17 protein-coding genes and 1 tRNA gene are annotated in these 17,451 nt (G+C 57.7%); 7 read left to right on the forward strand and 11 right to left on the reverse strand.

The window, feature by feature from the left end:
• Nucleotides 1-67: 67 nt before the first annotated feature.
• The 7 genes from EXQ56_08925 to EXQ56_08955 form a co-directional block, all read right to left on the reverse strand.
• Nucleotides 68-760, reverse strand: a complete 693-nt coding sequence (locus EXQ56_08925) for an IS1595 family transposase (protein MSO20569.1) — start codon at nucleotides 758-760, stop codon at nucleotides 68-70.
• Between the two features lie 168 nt (nucleotides 761-928).
• The gene (dnaJ, locus tag EXQ56_08930; GenBank protein ID MSO20570.1) at nucleotides 929-2,074 is read right to left on the reverse strand and encodes a molecular chaperone DnaJ; all 1,146 of its coding nucleotides are present in this window, start codon (nucleotides 2,072-2,074) and stop codon (nucleotides 929-931) included.
• Between the two features lie 32 nt (nucleotides 2,075-2,106).
• Nucleotides 2,107-2,727 (reverse strand): nucleotide exchange factor GrpE, encoded by a 621-nt coding sequence (locus EXQ56_08935; protein ID MSO20571.1) that lies wholly within the window; start codon nucleotides 2,725-2,727, stop codon nucleotides 2,107-2,109.
• Nucleotides 2,728-2,745: 18 nt separating this feature from the next.
• Nucleotides 2,746-3,810 carry a heat-inducible transcription repressor HrcA gene (gene hrcA / locus EXQ56_08940; protein MSO20572.1) on the reverse strand — a complete coding sequence of 355 codons (1,065 nt, stop codon included), beginning with the start codon at nucleotides 3,808-3,810 and terminating at the stop codon, nucleotides 2,746-2,748.
• A gap of 141 nt (nucleotides 3,811-3,951) precedes the next feature.
• Nucleotides 3,952-4,320, reverse strand: a complete 369-nt coding sequence (locus tag EXQ56_08945; protein MSO20573.1) for a hypothetical protein — start codon at nucleotides 4,318-4,320, stop codon at nucleotides 3,952-3,954.
• A gap of 172 nt (nucleotides 4,321-4,492) precedes the next feature.
• Entirely contained in the window at nucleotides 4,493-5,881 is a 1,389-nt protein-coding gene (gene thiC / locus EXQ56_08950; protein MSO20574.1) for a phosphomethylpyrimidine synthase ThiC, read from the reverse strand.
• Nucleotides 5,882-5,932: 51 nt separating this feature from the next.
• Entirely contained in the window at nucleotides 5,933-6,376 is a 444-nt protein-coding gene (locus EXQ56_08955; GenBank protein ID MSO20575.1) for a DUF2203 family protein, read from the reverse strand.
• A 190-nt stretch (nucleotides 6,377-6,566) separates the two neighbouring features.
• On the opposite strand from EXQ56_08955, the gene truA reads away from it, so the two are divergent.
• The 4 genes from truA to EXQ56_08975 all read left to right on the forward strand — a co-directional run bounded on the left by truA (nucleotide 6,567) and on the right by EXQ56_08975 (nucleotide 9,816).
• On the forward strand, nucleotides 6,567-7,385 hold the full coding sequence (gene truA / locus EXQ56_08960) for a tRNA pseudouridine(38-40) synthase TruA (protein ID MSO20576.1): 819 nt from the start codon (nucleotides 6,567-6,569) through the stop codon (nucleotides 7,383-7,385).
• Nucleotides 7,386-7,468: 83 nt separating this feature from the next.
• Complete coding sequence (locus EXQ56_08965) at nucleotides 7,469-7,741, forward strand: hypothetical protein (protein ID MSO20577.1); 273 nt, start codon at nucleotides 7,469-7,471, stop codon at nucleotides 7,739-7,741.
• Nucleotides 7,742-7,798: 57 nt separating this feature from the next.
• Nucleotides 7,799-9,046, forward strand: coding sequence for a M20/M25/M40 family metallo-hydrolase (locus EXQ56_08970; GenBank protein MSO20578.1), 1,248 nt, complete (start codon nucleotides 7,799-7,801; stop codon nucleotides 9,044-9,046).
• A 50-nt stretch (nucleotides 9,047-9,096) separates the two neighbouring features.
• Nucleotides 9,097-9,816 (forward strand): phosphoadenylyl-sulfate reductase, encoded by a 720-nt coding sequence (locus tag EXQ56_08975; GenBank protein ID MSO20579.1) that lies wholly within the window; start codon nucleotides 9,097-9,099, stop codon nucleotides 9,814-9,816.
• A 113-nt stretch (nucleotides 9,817-9,929) separates the two neighbouring features.
• On the opposite strand, the gene ypdA is transcribed toward EXQ56_08975, so the two are convergent.
• Both ypdA and EXQ56_08985 read right to left on the reverse strand, forming a co-directional pair.
• The gene (ypdA, locus tag EXQ56_08980) at nucleotides 9,930-10,943 is read right to left on the reverse strand and encodes a YpdA family putative bacillithiol disulfide reductase (GenBank protein ID MSO20580.1); all 1,014 of its coding nucleotides are present in this window, start codon (nucleotides 10,941-10,943) and stop codon (nucleotides 9,930-9,932) included.
• Nucleotides 10,944-11,091: 148 nt separating this feature from the next.
• Nucleotides 11,092-13,362, reverse strand: coding sequence for a hypothetical protein (locus EXQ56_08985; protein ID MSO20581.1), 2,271 nt, complete (start codon nucleotides 13,360-13,362; stop codon nucleotides 11,092-11,094).
• 509 nt (nucleotides 13,363-13,871) lie between these two features.
• Here EXQ56_08985 and EXQ56_08990 point away from each other — a divergent pair.
• Both EXQ56_08990 and EXQ56_08995 read left to right on the forward strand, forming a co-directional pair.
• Nucleotides 13,872-14,735: an STAS domain-containing protein gene (locus tag EXQ56_08990; protein ID MSO20582.1), complete on the forward strand. Its 864-nt coding sequence runs from the start codon at nucleotides 13,872-13,874 to the stop codon at nucleotides 14,733-14,735.
• A gap of 280 nt (nucleotides 14,736-15,015) precedes the next feature.
• Nucleotides 15,016-15,621, forward strand: coding sequence for a hypothetical protein (locus EXQ56_08995; protein MSO20583.1), 606 nt, complete (start codon nucleotides 15,016-15,018; stop codon nucleotides 15,619-15,621).
• 6 nt (nucleotides 15,622-15,627) lie between these two features.
• Here EXQ56_08995 and EXQ56_09000 read toward each other — a convergent pair whose 3' ends face one another.
• Together EXQ56_09000 and EXQ56_09005 are read right to left on the reverse strand one after the other, a co-directional pair.
• The gene (locus EXQ56_09000; GenBank protein MSO20584.1) at nucleotides 15,628-16,161 is read right to left on the reverse strand and encodes a hypothetical protein; all 534 of its coding nucleotides are present in this window, start codon (nucleotides 16,159-16,161) and stop codon (nucleotides 15,628-15,630) included.
• Between the two features lie 198 nt (nucleotides 16,162-16,359).
• Entirely contained in the window at nucleotides 16,360-17,166 is an 807-nt protein-coding gene (locus tag EXQ56_09005) for a DUF4159 domain-containing protein (protein MSO20585.1), read from the reverse strand.
• 209 nt (nucleotides 17,167-17,375) lie between these two features.
• Here EXQ56_09005 and EXQ56_09010 point away from each other — a divergent pair.
• Nucleotides 17,376-17,451 (forward strand) — tRNA-Met (locus tag EXQ56_09010).

A 17,451-nucleotide genomic window follows, 5' to 3' on the forward strand; every position in this document is an offset into this window, starting at 1 on the left:
CGGCTCTTTTTCTGTCAGGGCTATGGTGTGGTTGTTCCAACCTCGCGTGCTGCGGCTCAAATGGCAACTAATTAAGTATTTTCTTTTTCAAATAGTTAGCGGCTGCAAGTGGAGGTTTTACACTTAGATTTACCGCCGAGGTGAAAACCGACAACATGTTGTCCACCATGGTGGGCCGCGCCGCGGGTGGAGTTACCGCAGTGGGCTTGATCGAATCGTTCCGGTCCTTGGCCACAGGCCGCGCAGAAATGGGGATGGATGGGGGCCGCATAGCTGGGAGGGACAAGGGGGGCCTCTTGACTGGACTCTCTGCTACGGACTGGGCTGCTACGGACTTGGCCGCTGCGGGAATCGCAACGACCTCAACTGTGCCAGCCGCTAGGGCGTGCTGTATCCGGTCGGCAACATTCTTGGCGGTCTTGTATTGAACGTCGAGGACAAATCTCAACTGATTGACGGAGATGGGGGCATTCGGATCAGCAAGGATTCGCATGGCCTCAAACCATTCGGAAAGGGGCAGGTGGCTGTCGTGAAAGATGCTGCCCGTCGTAACCGAAAATTGGTATTTGCATTCTTTGTTCAAGCACTGGCAAATGTGCCGGACTTTGCCGGTTTTGCCCTTAGCCTGGAACCGCGAAACTTTCTTGTTCCCGCAGTTGGGACAAGTGATGCCATCGGGCCAGCGCAGACTCTCAAGGTAGGAGATGCACTGCTCTTCGTTCAGAAGTTTGGCGGTAACTGAAGGGTTTGGGAATGCCATCCTGCGTTTGTCCTCGCCTGCCGCTGAGGTGATTTCTTAAAACGTGATGTCCAAATCCTAGCACTGGCTGGGACGACGCGTCCAGTCTCTTGTGGCCTCCGCAGCGCAAGCAATCCGGCACATTCTGGAGAATCGGCGGCGGATCGGATATTGACACCAGCTATGGGCCTAAGAAAACAGTTCCTTTACCTTTTGCGAAAGTGTTTTTTCCGACTGATCGCCGTTGCCGATGGTCTCCTCAGCCAAACCTTCCAATAGCTTCTTCTGATCACGGGTAAGATTCGTGGGAGTAACGACGCGAACAAAAACAAAGTGATCGCCGCGGCCGTGCCCATTCACCTGGGGAATGCCTTTACTCTTTATCCGAAAGCGCGCTCCGGTCTGGGTTCCTTCCGGGATGTGCAAAGGCTCTTCGCCTTCCAAAGTTTTTACCCTAATGGTGGCTCCCAGCGCTGCCTGCGCAAAACCAATGGACACAGAGGAGATAACATGCTGCCCCTCGCGCTCGAACTCCGTGTGCTCCTTGACGTGGATCAGTACATAAAGGTCGCCAGTGGGGCCGCCGTTCATTCCTGCTTCGCCTTCGCCCGAGACCCGCAATGAATTTTCGTTATCCACGCCGGCGGGAATGCTAACGCTTATGGTGCGCTCGGTGGCAACTATTCCCTGTCCGGTGCAGGTCTTGCAAGGATCGGAAATCACCTGGCCCTGCCCCTGGCAGGCCGAGCAGGTATGCGCCATGATCAGCGGCCCGCGCTGTGTGCGGACCTGTCCCGCTCCACCGCAGCGTTGACAGGTCGTCGGCTTGGAGCCCGCGCGCGAACCAGATCCGGAACATTTTGGGCAAGTGTTATTGCGCGGAATCCTGATCTGCTTCTTCACCCCAAAAGCGGCTTCTTCAAAGGTGACGGACAGGTTGTATCGCAGGTCCGATCCGCGGCGCGAGCGTGAGCGCTGCCCGCCCCCGCGCCCTCCGCCAAACAGATCGCCGAGGCCGAACATGTCTCCGAAGATGTCGCTGAAATCGGTGAACTGTGTGGGATCAAACCCACCAGCAGCGCCTCCGAGGCCGGCGTGTCCAAACTGATCGTAACGGCTGCGCTTGCCGGGATCGCTGAGAACGCTGTATGCCTCCGAGGCCTCTTTGAACTTCTCTTCTGACGCAGTCTTGTTGTCCGGATTTTTGTCTGGGTGATGTTGGATGGCTAGTTTCCGGTAGGCCTTCTTGATCTCTTCTGGCGCCGCGATGCGGGACACACTTAGGACTTCGTAATAGTCTCGTTTCTCGCTGGCGTGGCCGCTTCGGTTGGACATAATGTTTTAGATAGGGTGTTGTAGCTGAGGCACTAATCGAGAATCAGAATTGTTTCATCGCCGGAATCATCGACACGGCCCTCGCCGGAGTTTCTCACCGCCCCGGATTTCGGATTATGCGCCACTCGGACGCGCGCCGCCCGCAGCAATCGTTGCTTGTACATGAAGCCCGGTTGCAACTCGTCGACAATCTGTTGATCCTCATAGGTCTCGGTTTCAACTGCGGCGACGGCCTCGTGGAGATTGGGATCGAAGAATTGATCCTTCGTTTCTATCGGCTCAATGCCCAGGCGCTGTAGCGTTGTCAGAAATTGTTGGTAAATGATCTCGATGCCCTTGCGATAATTCTCTCCCTCGCCTGGCGACTTAATAGCCATTCCGAAACCATCCAGAACAGGCAGCAGCGACTCGAGCGTGGCGAATAGACTGTACTGGAGAAACTCTTCCTTCTCCTTCGCCATCCTCTTACGGATATTGTCGAACTCGGCCACTTTGCGCAGCATCTGCTCAGTGGTCTGGCGATTATCCTCGCGTAGTTGGCGAATCGTTTCTTCGGCTACCGAGGCGCTGGAAGTCGCATCTCCGGCGGCTGATTCCTGGTCGGCGCCGGTCTGGGCTTGTTCGGATTCCTGATTTTCCAAGTTGTCGTTCATGGGTTTCCTTTAAGAGTTCTAGTTGGCAGCCTGCTCGCGGAAAAGCCTGCCGATAAATCCTATCGCACGAATGGCCCGGTCGTAGGGCATGCGTGTGGGACCAAGAATCGCCATGCGCCCCGACGTGCCGCCGGGCCAGGGGAACAGACTGCCAATCAGCGCGAAGTTCCGCATCTGCGGCGCGGCGCCAGGCAGGCCAATGATCACTTGCAATGGGGACTCCCCGGCAGTCAATCCGCTGGCGATACATTCATTCAGCAGCCGCACCAAATTTTCTTTTTCTTCAAGCGCGTGAATCAGCTCACGCAACCGCGACGGGTCGGCCAGCTCCGGTCGTCCGATCAGGTTGGACGCGCCTTCAAGAAAAACATCCGCGAGAGACGTTTCCGCCAACATTCCCCGATTGTTCAACTGACGTAGCGCCAGGACCAGCCCGTCCACAGTGTGGCGCTCTGCCGTCAGGAGCTCGTGCAATTTCTCGCGAATCCTTTCCAGCTCCCAACCCTGGAAATTGGCGTTGAGATACTCGGCGGCCGCAGCCAGTTCAGACTGCGCAATCTGAAAATCAACTCGGATCATGCGGTGCAATACCGGTATGCCGGGAGAAACCAGGATGACCAAGATGCGCCGCTCGCCGAGGCTGGTGAAGTGAATATGCTCCATGACGGCCTTGCCGGCGGGCTGCCGCACGACCACGCCGAGATTGTTCGAGACGAGCGAGAGAACCCGTGAGGTCTTCTCAAAAAGTTCCTCGTCCGAATTCTCCCCCCCGCCGCCGAGATGAGCGCCGAGGTTGGCCATGATCAAATCCTCGTCGGGCTTGGCGGGCGGCTCGCTCGAATCGAATTGGCCGGCGTAGTAACGGTAAGCTTTTTCGGTGGGGATGCGTCCGGCAGAGGTGTGCGGCTGCTCCAGCCAGCCTTCTTCTTCGAGGTCCAGCATGATGCTGCGAATGCTGGCCGACGAGATGCTGTCTGGCCACTGACGCGAAATGGTGCGCGAACCAACCGGCTCGCCGGTATCAATGTGCTTTCGCACCACCGCTAGCAGCGTGCCCCGCGTTCTGCCTGCAAGTGTTTCCATCAATCTCCGCAACCTAATGAATACAAGTAGCTTTCGAAGATACGGCCAAGCTGGAAAATCAAGCCTAACAACAATCTTAGTGGCTACTCCGCAGCAGTGTCAAGTTCACCAGCCACACACGCGACTCACTCTTGGCTATGGTCAGGAGCGTGGCGTGGATTTGGTTTTGGCGCGGACTTTCAGCGGCGGATGGCGATGCCAAGTGGCCTCCCGGCGCAGAGACGCTTTGTGCTTGTTCACTTGCCGCAGTAAATCCTTGAAGCACTCCTGCAGGGCCGACAAGATTGAGTCGTCAGTCTCCTTGGCGTGCAGCACTGCGGAGGGAAGGGAGAGATTTAGCGAGCAAGTGGGGATATCTTTCGCCGAATTGTATTCGAGCACGCCGTGCAGATGGACCAGGTCGGGCTCAAAGTGCTTCAAGTATTTATTCAGCTTCTCCGTATTGAGCGCGATGGTCTTGTCGATCTGCGCTGTTCGGACTACGTGGTGATACGCAAAATGTACTTGCATCAAAGCTCCTCTATGTAGTGCAGGGTAGTGTCAGGATAGTGTCAGGATGAAAATTGATTCTATGGAAATGCTGCGCAGCCACGGGCTACACAACTCCGCAATAATCCACCGCGACCGCCTGAAGATTTTGCGCGGAAAATTACGATGAATTAACTTGCGTCCGGCGGGGCAGCTAATCCCCTGATAGCGGAACCAAAGTTTCGGCTGGCGGCGCGCCAGCCAGCGCTTCGTCGGCGGCCAGATCACCATGTGCGATCTGGGAAATGTTCATCGAGCAGAATTTTGGTCCGCACATTGAGCAGAAGTGGGCCGACTTATAGCCTTCCTGCGGCAGCGACTCGTCATGCATGGCGCGTGCGACGGCCGGGTCGAGCGAAAGCTCGAACTGCTTATTCCAGTCGAAGGCGTAGCGTGCGCGGGAGAGCGCGTCGTCGCGGTCGCGTGCGCCGGGCCGATGGCGGGCCACGTCGGCGGCGTGCGCGGCGATCTTGTAGGCGATGATACCCTGATGGACATCCTCGCGGTTCGGCAGGCCGAGGTGCTCCTTGGGTGTTACGTAGCAGAGCATGGACGCGCCGTGCCAGCCAATCATGGCCGCGCCAATGGCTGAAGTGATGTGGTCATAACCCGGCGCGATATCGGTAACCAGCGGACCCAGCGTATAGAACGGGGCTTCATGGCACAATGCGTTTTCTTTCTCCACCTGCAATTGAATTTGGTCCAGCGGAATGTGGCCGGGGCCCTCCACCATTACCTGACAATCATATTCCCAGGCGCGCTTGGTCAGGTCGCCGAGGATTTTCAGCTCGGCAAACTGCGCGGCGTCGCTGGCGTCGGCGAGGCACCCGGGGCGCAGGCTATCACCGAGCGAAAATGTTACGTCGTGCTTCTGGAAAATTTTGCAGAGGTCATCGTAATGCTCGAACAGGAAATTCTCTTTCTTGTGGTGCGTCATCCACTGCGCCAGAATCGAGCCGCCGCGGCTGACGATGCCGGTGATGCGACCGGTGGTGAGCGGAATGAACTCGCGCAGAATTCCGGCGTGGATGGTCATGTAATCGACGCCCTGCTCAGCCTGCTCTTCGATCACCTCCAGCAGCAGCGCCGCCGTCAGATCGTACACACTGCGCACCCGCGTTAGCGCCTCGTAGATGGGCACGGTGCCGATGGGCACGGGCGACTGCGCCAGAATGGCTTTGCGGATGCCGGGGATGTCGCCGCCGGTCGATAGGTCCATGACGGTATCGGCACCGTAGTGAACGGAGACGTGCAGCTTCTCCAGTTCATCCTCCACGTGCGAGATGACCGCCGAGTTCCCGATGTTGGCATTGATCTTACACTTCGAGGCAACGCCGATGCACATGGGCTCCAGATTTTCATGATGGATATTGGCGGGAATGATCATGCGGCCGCGCGCGATCTCCTGCCGGATGAGCTCGGCATCCACGCACTCGCGTTCCGCAACGTAACGCATCTCTTCGGTAATGATGCCCTGACGGGCATAGCGGAGTTGCGTCGGCGAAGCGTCGCCAGCCCTTTTTTTCAACCATTCGCTGCGCATAGTCGTCTCCTTAATATTGCCGGGCAGTTCAACGCAATCAGAGAATGCCGTTTATTGATTCGTGCGGCGCTGCCGCGCGTGGATCAGTTTGTCGTCGAGAGGCTTACGGCTGGCGAATCCCTCGTCGGTATAGTGCCAGTGCCGGATGCCGTGCTCACCCATCTTCCAGCAAAGATAGGCATCCCGACCGCCGATCAGGGTAGGGAAGTCGATCAAGCCGATGTCGAGATCTTTAATGAGTACTCCGTACTCCTGTACAACTTCGATATGCTCGCGCAACCGTTCGAGCGCGTTCTCCTTGCGCTTTTTTATCGCCAGCGCTTCGGGTAAATCCACCCGAACACCGCCCATGCGAACAATGCGCTCGATCAACTTCGCCTGCTCGCGGCCCGCTTCATCCAGGAGCTGCTTGCAATCGATGGCAGCTTGCAGCAGCCCTGCGATCTCGGGCAACAATTCTTCAGCTTGGCGCAAATCAAAATGGTTCTCCGGCATGATTTCTTCACCGTCTCCAGAGCAGATTTTCCTGTGGGGCTCGACCAGCGCGAATAGGAGAAGCGTCAGCCTTACCTAGGATCATACTATCATCATAAAGGCGGACAGTGAGGGTGTGGAATACAAACTGATTTGCAACCGCGTGTCCTCACTGCCCCCCCCCAATGGAAGAGATCAAGGAATCGCTGCTATGTCCGAAATTGTCGCAGAAGAAATATCGCGCGAGCATTCGGGAAAAAATGTTCTGTTGCGGCTGGCCTACGATGGCACGGACTTCTCCGGCTGGCAGATTCAGCTGGGGTTGCCCTCCATCCAAGGTCAATTGACCGAAGCCTTTCAGAAGATAACAGGCGAGCTGGTCCAAGTCCGCGGCTCAGGGCGTACCGACGCGGGGGTGCATGCGCTGGGGCAGGCGGCCAGCGTCCGGCTGCAATCGCCGATTCCGGCTGCGAACCTGGTTCGCGCGTTGAACCATCATCTGCCGGGGAGCATTCGAGTCCTGTCGTCCGTGGAGGTTGCCAATGATTTCCACGCGCAGCTCGACGCTGTCGCCAAGACCTATCGCTATCGCATCTACCGCGCGTCGGTCTGCTCGCCGTGGCTGGTGCGCTTCGTTGACCCCTATCCTTATCCACTCGACGAGAAGTTGATGATCGAGGCCGCTGGGCATTTCGCGGGCACGCACGATTTCCGTTCTCTCGCCTCGGTGGACAAGAGCGGCCTGCGGCCCAACAGGACTTTTGTCCGCACTATTTTTGAATCCCGCATGGAGCGGCTCGGCGAAGAGCTGGTCTACACGGTTCGCGGGAGCGGTTTCCTCACACACATGGTGCGCAATATTGTTGGCCTGCTGATTGAGATGGGCCACCATCGTCGCCAGGTGCATGAGATCGCTGAAATTATCGCCGCACGCGACCGCCGCCGCGCCGGCCCCACGGCCCCAGCGCGAGGCTTGCATCTGGTGCATGTCGAATACCGTGATGAGATCGGCGAATTTCGGCTAAAATAATATTTCGTTGATTATAAGCATGCATTGCCTTGCTACCAGAACCGAGCGGCAGGCAGCACATAGAGCGGGAAGGATTCCACAGCATGTCAGACACACCCACACCCACGCCAGCGCCGGTAGCCGCAGTCAGCCCGGAGCAAAAAGTAAAGACGCGTCTGCCCCATCAGCGGGCATGTAATGAAAAGGATGAAAAGGGCAAACTGTGCGCAGGCCATCTGAAGCGATGGTATGACTTCGGCGACAACGTCAAACGGCAGCATGGGGAAAAGGCCGAAGTCTATCGCTGCGAATTCTGCAAGTCGATCTATCTCCCCGCGCCTGGCTACGATTCCCGGACCGGCACCTTGCAATTCTAGTCCGCCACTACTTTTTTTCGCGGAACCGCCGCAGAACTACTCAAACCATTGGACGTCATGCCATTCTCTTCCCATTCCGCCTCTCCATCCGCTGCGGTTGAGGGGCAGGATTTCATCGCCCCTTCCGTTCTGTTTCGCACAGCGGAATGGGCGGAGCTTAGCCGCGCCGTGGAAGCTCGACGGCATTGGATCGAGCAGCGACATCTGGAACTGACCGCGATTCCCGCGCCCACTTTCCATGAAGCGGCGAGAGCCAAGTGGATGGCGGAACAGTTTTGCAGCCTGGGCTTGAAGCAGACGCGGATCGACGAAGTCGGCAACGTGCTTGCCGACCGCCCCGGAAGTAATCGCAACCGTATTTGGGTAACGGCGCATCTGGATACGGTGTTTCCAGCCGACACCGCCATCCAGCCGAAACGCGATGGCTCGCGCATCCATGCTCCCGGCATCACCGATAACGGCGCTGGTTTGGCGGCATTATTGACCGTCGCCGCAGTAATGCAGGAATGCCCCCTCCGCACAGGCTGCGGGATTCGATTTGCCGCTAATGTGGGAGAAGAAGGCGAAGGCGACCTGCGCGGCGTGCGCCACTTGTTCGCCACTTCAGATGCGCGGCGCAACGCGGTGGGCGTGATTGTGCTCGACGGCGCGGGCGTGGAACACATTACCAGCGCGGGTCTTGGGAGCAGGCGGTTTCTGGTTGAGGTGCGCGGCATCGGTGGCCATAGCTGGAATGACTTTGGCCGGGCCAATCCAATTCATGCGCTGGCCGCTATCATTGCTCGCATCGAGCAGATGCCACTTTCCCTGGAACCACGCTCGACGATGAGTGTCGGTCTCATCGAAGGCGGCAGCACGGTGAACTCGATTCCACAATCGGCGTGGATGAAGGTGGACATTCGCTCCACCGACATGGTTCAGATTGAGCGACTGACCGCCGCACTGTATCAGGCTGTCAGCGAGGCTGCGGCGCAGGAGATGGACCGCGGCACGGGTGGCCTAGAGACTCGCCTGGTCCAGTTGGGGGAGCGCCCGGCGGCAGACGCTCAACGTCCCTCGCGGTTGGTGGAAACGTTTCAGCAAACGGACCGTGTGCTGGGCATCCAAAGCCAGTTGCATTGTTCCTCCACTGACGCGAATTGGCCGCTCTCACTCGGTATTGACGCGGTGTCCGTAGGTGGCGGCGGCTCCGGCGGTGGCGCGCACACACTGGAAGAGTGGTTTGATCCCAAGGGCCGCGAACTGGGCATCAAGCGCGTGCTGATCACGTTGCTTGCTCTCGCGGGCGCTCAGATTTTTAAGTAGATGCGCGGGACGGTTCACCCGGTTGACATCAATTGATGAGGAAGCATGACATGCCGTTAACACAGGATGAAGTCACGCGGCTTGCCGCGCAGTTCGAGGGACAGACTGCCGCGGATGTGCTGCGCTGGGCGCTCGAAAAGTTCCATCCGCGCCTTGCTCTCTCCAACAGCTTGCAGACCGAAGACATGGTGGTGCAGGACATCGCCTGGCGGATTGAGAAGGGGCTGAAGGTTTTTACGCTCGACACCGGACGCGTTCACCAGGAAACTTACGACATGATCGATCGCGTGCGCGATCAATACGGCATCCGCATGGATGTGTTGTTCCCCGATGCGACAGAAGTGCAGGGGATGGTGGACGCCAAGGGAATGAATCTGTTCTACGAATCGTTGGAGAATCGGCATGAGTGCTGCGGCATCCGCAAGGTGAAGCCGCTGGGGAAGAAGCTGGCCACGCTCGATGCCTGGATCACAGGTCTGCGTCGCGATCAATGGGCCTCGCGCGGCAATGTGCAGAAGATCGAGATCGACGCGGCCAACGGCGGGATCATCAAGCTGAATCCCATCGCCGATTGGACGCGGGAGATGCTGGATGAATACGTGGCCAAGAATCGTGTGCCGCGCCACGCTCTCTACTCGAAGGGCTTCACGAGTATCGGATGCCTGCCCTGCACGCGCGCAACCCAGCCGGGCGAGAATCCGCGCGCGGGCCGTTGGTGGTGGGAAGACGATGGCAAGAAGGAATGCGGCCTGCACGTAGCGGAGAAGTAGGGCCGGCAGAGGAGCGAAATCTGCTTTTGCACGGGTAGCCACGGTGAGTGATTTTCTCGCCGTGGGCCTTCCTACGGCAACCAAGCTCACGGCGAGAAAATCACTCACCGTGGCTACCTACCCAATTTCTTGGCGATGTCAGTGATGATCTGCTTGCCGTGGAAGCGTCCGTTTTCGATGAAGACTTCGTTGGTGTCGAGGCCGGCGATGATGACTCCAGCCAGATAAAGTCCCGGAATGTTGCTCTCTAATGTAGTTGGGTTGCAGTAGGGACGCATGCGCCGCGGCTCGATGGTGACGCCCATCTGCCGCAGGAACGTCGTGTCGGGCTGGTAGCCGATCAGCGCCAGTACAAAATCATTCTTGAGAGCCTGCATCCCGGTTGAGCCGGAGCCCGGCTTGGCATCAGCGTGAACCGGGGCGACGACAATCGAGTCCGGGCGAATCTCCACCACCTTGGTGTCGAACAGCGCTTTGATCTCCCCATTCTTGATGCGGTTCTCGATGTTCGGCTTAATCCAGTATTTAATTTTGTCGGAGAGCTGCGAACTGCGGTGGATCATGGTTACCCGCGCCCCGTGGCGATGCAACTCCAGCGCGGCGATGGCCGCCGAGTTGCGCGCGCCGATCACCGCGACATCACAGTTGTAGTAAGGGTGCGCCTCGCGGTAGTAGTGCGAAACCTTGGGCAGTTCCTCGCCGGGAACGCCGAGCAGATTGGGAATGTCGTAATAGCCCGTGGCCAGGATGATCTTGCGCGCTTCGTAGCGACCAACACTCGCATCCTGCCGCTGGGTCCGCACATGGAATTGCCCGTCCGCGCCGGATATCTCGGCGACCGCTTCATACTGATTGATCTGAATCTGATAGCGCTGCGCCGCGAGCCGGTAATACTTCAACGCCTCGATGCGCGTGGGCTTCTCGCGCAGGCTGACCATGGGCAGGTCGCCGATTTCCAGCAGGTCCGGCGTGGTGAAGAAAGTCATGTCGGTTGGATAGTTATAGAGCGAATTGACCACGCAACCCTTATCAATGACCAGCGCGCTGAGTCCGGCGCGCCCAGCCTCAATGGCACAGGCCAGTCCCGTCGGTCCCGCCCCCACCACGATGATGTCGTAACATTCCATAGCCCGCGAACCCCCCGCTCGCCTGACATGTTAGCGGTTAAAACGGAACACTGTAAAGGCGGCGCTTAAGTGGAGGAATCCCAAAAACACAACGGCGCTCCGGAGAGTTGCTCCGAAGCGCCGCTGTGGTTAATGGTTGGTCAGTGAACTACTGGACGTTGAATGTCACGATGTTGCTCACCGGGCCTTGCAGACCGTTGGCAGTGGACCGCGCGGTAACCGAGTAGCTGCCCACGGGATCCTTTGGCGACAGCTTGTAACTCGTGGACGCTATTCCGTTCGCGCCGGCGATTGCGGTTTTGGTAGTTGTGCCGTTCGGTTTGACGATGGTGAACACCACGGAGCTGCCGCCAATGGATGCTAAGGCCGACATCGGGACATTCGCGCGTTTGGCGAAGGGACCGCCGATGGGATTCATCGTCGTGGTGGGTGCAACGGGCGGAACTGTTACGTTGGCAGTGGCTGTTGCGGTCGCCGTGTTTGCCCCGCGAGTGCCGGTAGCGTTGACCGTGTTGCTGCCTGCCCCGGTGCCAGCCGGGATGGTCTTGGTCATGGTGGTGTTATTGGTGATGCCCGGAAGGATGTTGAGCGTGTTGGAACCAAAACTGGTGTTCCAACCCACGGGCAGCCCAGTGGTCAGCACAAAGTCGCTGGCTGTGCAGCCGGTCGAGTCATTGTTGGTAACGTTGACGGTGTAGTTCAGCGCTGCGCCCGCTACGCCGCTTAGGCTGGACGGAGTGATGCTCACCGTCGGATTGGCGGTTACGCAAGGTACTGCGCCATAGTTTACGGTAACATTCAGTGCGGACGACGGAGCCGCGCCGGTGAGGCTGTCCACGCTGAAGGTGAGGTTGGTGTAGGGATCGACGTAGAAGCCAGTGCCCGGCAGCTTGGCGGCATCGGAGAAGTTATTGCCAGTGCTGGGCGTGAAGTCGAGAAGATGAGTGAAGGTTCCCGTGGAAGCGTCGGAGTGATGGATCAGCGCGCCGCTGCGGACCTGTGCGCCCAGCGTCGAGTCGTAAAGGCCGATGGCCTGACGGAACTCCAGCCACATCCAGGCATTGTTGCCGGTGCCGCGACGAACTTTCAGCGCCTGCACGCCGGCGGTGATGTTCTCGAAGGGTTGAATGGAGAAGCTGCCGTTGGTCTCAACCGTTTGCACGTTGCTGCCGGCGAACCAGCCGATCTGCTCCTTGTGCGGCGCGGCATAGTGGCCCAGATTCCAGCTGCTCATGGAGGAGTGGCGATCACCGTATTCATTGTGCGTTCCCGCGACGCCGACCGGGCCGATTGGCTCGGGCAGGCCGGATGTGGCATTGGTAAAGTACCGGGTTGCCGCGTGGTGCAGCGTGAGATTGTGTCCGCCTTCATGGGTGGCCAGTTGCACGCCCTGATCGATGCTTTGCATGTATGCGGCAATGTTCCACGAAGTCGAAGCCTGAAAGCTGCCGTCGGCGGAGCTAAGTGTCGAGCAACCGAGCGTACCCAATCCACCCCAGCCGCAGTCGGAAGCCGCAAAGATGAGCATTACGCGTGTGTACTGTGTGAAGTTCACCTGCGAATCCGCGGCATTGATCGCTGCCTGGCGCAAGTTGTAATAATCAGTATTGCAGGAGTGCCAGGGAATGGTAACGGGACCGACCACAACGCCCGAGGCGCTGGCCTTGTTGTAAGATGCATCGCGCCAGTAGCCATCCACTGAGCGGCCGCCCGTCTGGAAGTAGATGTTGCTCAACATCGTTGGTGTTGCGCCAGCGGGCAGCAAGACCGGGTCTATGGCGGGGGTCGCGGGATTATCCAACATATTGATGAGGATGATCACCGTCTTCTGGTCGCCCAGAGTAGTGCAGTTTGCTCCGGCCACCGAGCCGGACACGTTGCCATCGGCGGCGGCAACTTCCGCGCCGGCGCGCACGCCAGCGACAGTCAGAATGTCGTTGCATTTGAACCAAGTCGGCTCATTATCCTTAAAGTGAAGTTTCACGATTTCGTTGTTGACCTTCATATTCAAGTCCACGCGATGCTTGGTCAGCGTCGCATCATCCAAGATGATGTAGTCTACCGGGCCGGTCCAGTTGCCGTGCGACTCGAACTGGGACGCTGAGGCCGGAAAGGTTTCAGTCATGGAGGCCAGCAGGGTGGAGTAGAAGGACAATTCAAGCGCGGCCATGGGGTCTTGCTGAATCAGCGACTGCAGCGCCGCGACGCGCTCGGCGATGACTGCAGAGGCTTGGCTGTGCAGCGAGTTGCCATTGCTGTTCTCAGCGGCATTGATCTGGCCGTGGAGGTGCAGCAGCTTGTTATTCAGTTGGCGTAGATGTGCCGCCTCGGAATTTCCCTGCGCACGCACCGTGCGGGGTGCGATCACCCCAACCGTGAGCAGCAGGACTGCGACGATAAGTGATTTCAAGCGATTCATGTGAATTCCTCTCCGTGTGGTATTGAATCTAAGCTCATTGACACATTCGGACTCAACCCTGTTGTCCTTATCTAGTGGAGCCACGTTGGTGCGCCCAAATTTACTGTTGTAAATTGAGCGGGCCATCGCGGCGTCCATGTTGGTCCTATGCGTCATGGGTCCATCATGGCGTGATTGCCCATACAGGCCAATCCATCGGAGGTCTCAATTTGGGGGGGGCTGTGGTACTAGAGTGATCACAGTGAGTAAGTGCCCACTAATCTCAACCCGCTGAAAAGAAATAAATTGTTGTATTGTGGATGAATTTTGGAACGTCTCAGACCGAGCGCGGCAAATCCGGGACTAATCGCAAAATACCAACACCCTCGACTTAAGTCGCGCGGATATTTTCTTCCAACCCGGCGCGGCTGACGTTGTAAAGTTGGAGTGGTAGCTCCTTTTAGGGAGTCAGGCATGGGTTCACGGGCTTTGCGAAAAATTCCACGCGTTGTAGAATGAGTTAGCGCGCCATGACAGGATCAAAGACACGTCACACTGCGGTGAAACAAAAGTCTGGAGCCGGACGGAGAACGAAGGGAACCGTGTCCCACAAGTTGCAATTGGTCCTGGATAGCGAATTGGACAACGTGGAGCGTGTTGAAAAGCTGGTGAATGACTTCGCGTTGAAGTGCGGATGCGGCACACAGCAATGTAGCGAAATTGAGCTGGCCGTGCGCGAGACCGTGATCAATGCCATCATTCATGGGAATCAGAAACGCCGCACCAAGAAAGTTCATGTAAAGGCGGAGTTGAATAATTCGGATCTGACCATTTCAGTTCGCGATGAAGGAAATGGATTCGATCCGGGTGCGGTTCCGGACCCGACCAAGCCGGAGAATCTTATGCGGGATTCCGGCCGCGGGATTCTGCTGATGCAGACTCTGATGGATCGCTTGTCCATTCGGCCCGTGCCCGGCAAAGGCACGGAAGTCCGCATGGTAAAAAAAATCGCAAGGAATATTGATCAACAGACAGGGGAGGAGCATAGCATGAGTTTGAAGCTTTCGAGTCGGCAAGTGGACGGCGTTACGGTTCTCGATTTTGAAGGGCGCATCATTCTCGGCGAGCCTACCGAGGCGATCCGCGACGCGTTGCAGGATCTGGTCAGTAAAGGCCAGAAGAAAATATTGCTCAATCTGGGAGAAGTCAGTTACATCGATAGCTCCGGGCTGGGCGCGCTGGTGCGCGGGTACTCCACGCTCGCCAGTCAGCAAGGGGCGCTTAAGCTGCTCAACCTGACCAAGAAGGTTGAGGACCTGCTGCAGGTTACCAAGCTCTATACCGTCTTTGAAATCTTTAACGACGAGAGCGCCGCTATAAAGAGCTTCCAGTAGACCTCACGCACCGCATAAGGCAAGGAAAACTGATGCTGCGTTTTTAGGCTATGCGGGCGGACTATCAGTCCGCCCGCTTGCCGCTCAGCCTCGCTGCGCTCTGTGTCTTGCCTCGGTCATTTATCGTCCTGAACCATTCCACCTCTTCCGCGCTGCGCAAATGGCCCGCACTGCGAGCATCGCCTGCTGGAGTCGCCGAGAGATTCGCCGATAAATTGGAAAAGATTTGTAATACTCAGAATGTGGACGCTCTTAGTGTGAACCCTCGAGGATAAATCGTGTGGCTTGGCTGAAACAACTGGGTCTATGGGTGCAGACTGTTCTTGTGCCGCTAGGAGGCTGGGGCCTGGGACCAGCGGCCTTTCTCGACTCTTCTTTCCTATCGCTGGCTGGCGGAGTAGACCTCTGGCTGGTTACGCTCGCCGTCGCCAATCCAGGCAGTACGCCTATCTACGTGCTGGCTGCCATGGCTGGCTCGGTCAGTGGCGCCACCGTGCTTAGTCTGACCATGCGCGCCGGTGGCCGCGCTCTGGTGGGCAAGCGGGTTTCCTCGGAGGGCATGCAGAAAGTCCGGGCACAGCTCGAAAAATACGGTGCGTGGGCTGTAATGGCTGCGGCCTTGATGCCACCGCCGGCTCCCTTTAAATTGTTCGTGGTGACTTCAGGACTTCTAAACCAGCCCATCGGGCGTTTTGTGCTGGGACTTATTGTGGGCCGCGCGATCCGCTATTCCCTGGTGGGCTTTTTGGCGGCTCATTACGGGCGCCAAGTATGGGATTGGATTCTTCGCTTGGGACCGTGGATGCTGGGCGTGGTGCTGCTCAGTGTGCTGGTGCTGGTGATGCAAAGATGGAAGGCAAACAAGACCCGTGAAATGTCCGCCTGATTTCCGCTATGAGCCCAGTGGTACTTCAATCTTGAAAACGGGAAGAACCAGATCGGGATTTACCGGCAGACGGCTTTCCAGAACCACCGCCGTGCCGGGATTCTTCGATTGAACGTCGCTCTCCACGGTGAGCAGCAGCCCGAAAATACGGAAGGGAACCTGCACGCTAGTCTTAATTCGCTTGCCGTTCAGTTGAACGGCCCCCAGATTCATGACCTTCTTATCCTGATCCACCGCCCACAGAACATACTGGCCTCCGGTCTTGCCGAGGTCTGCTGGCGCCGGCAATTGGTCCGCTGCAAGTTCCACCGTGGCCGCACCGTCGCGCCACTTCACTTTGACCAAGCCGCGTGCTGTCAGTGCGCGCTCCGAGCCGCCCACCACTACCTCCACGTCGCGCGCGTCCGGGTAGGCTACCGCCAGCAAGTTCCATGCGGTCGCGCTGCTGCGCTCGCCCCAGGCAGCGAATGGGGACAGCGCGAGAAACGCCAGAAGTGGCATCAGATAGTTGTAAGGCACCGAGAATTTTCCAGATCGCATTTTAATTGTTCCAAGCTCGAGGAGATTTTTCCGATTGTCCAGCCCGCCATCCACCAGCTAGCGGACTCGCGGCGCCAATCCGCGCGGCCACTTCACTGGCATAATTCAAGGTAAGCGAAAAGCGATGTGGTTGTCAGCAAGAATCAGAGGGGGAACGGAGTGATGAATCTGGTTGTATCAGGTTGTGCCAGGGAGCATCTAGTGGCTCAGTGCGAATAGAAAATAGTTGATGCCGAAACGCAGCGCCTCCGTGGAAGGAGCCAGTGGGTACATGGGCTGGTCGATCCACTCCCAGAAATCGCCGAGGTCGTGATTGAGGTTGATGATCATGCAGAGCCGCCCGCGGTCATCATAGTACCCATAGAATTTGGGCGGCGCGGCGGTCTCGTAGGGCGGGATCACGTTCAAAGTGGGCAGCTCGTAAAAGGTGTGGAACAGTGGATGCTCGATAGTCATCTCCACAAAATCACGCCCCGGGAATACCTGTTTCATCTGTGAGAGGAACCAGTCGAGCTGGCCCACGCCGTCGAAGTCATCCACCATGGCGAAGCCGCCGCGGTTGAAGTACTCGCGCAGGTTGACGGTCTCCTCGGGTAGCAGGTTCATCTCGCCAACCTCGCTGAAATAGATGAACGGATATTTGAAAACATCTTCGCTGCTGAGGTCGACAATGGCGTAAGAGTCCTTCTTCAAGTTGATGCTTGTTGCTTCCGAGGCCACTTGCAGGATGTGCTCTTCCGCGTCGGGATAGTCGTGGGCCCAGCCCTCCAGCCCACGAAACATGAATCCCCCCGCGCCCATGCGCGAGTAGCGCCCGTTGAAATGAATGCGCGCGAAGACAAATTCGGTATCCTTCGGTGGCTGACGATTATCCTGAAGATCGCGGAAGAGCCGCTGAATTTCACGCTGCATCTGCGCCGAGGCGCTGCCCCAAAGGCCGAGGCAGGCCAGCACGGTTAGCAATGCGATATACACATTTCTATTTACTGAGATCCGAGACCACATCGCGGCGGCTAGTCCTTCCCCATGCAAGGGTTAGTTAGAAGCTAAGGCACGCTGCGCAGATTGTCAATTGCCGAATCTGCTGGCAAATATAGTTAGTTGAACTGGCGCGGCGAGAGAAAATTCCTTATCATCGAAGGAGTGTTCCGTGAATTGGTGTACGAACGGTGCGCCATTCACCGCGCGTTCGCCTTTGTCGGCGCTTCAGCGGCGGGCCCATAGCTCAGCGGTTAGAGCAGGGGACTCATAATCCCTTGGTCCTAGGTTCAAATCCTAGTGGGCCCACCA

This window comes from Acidobacteriota bacterium, from assembly GCA_009691245.1.
Classification (GTDB): domain Bacteria; phylum Acidobacteriota; class Terriglobia; order 2-12-FULL-54-10; family 2-12-FULL-54-10; genus SHUM01.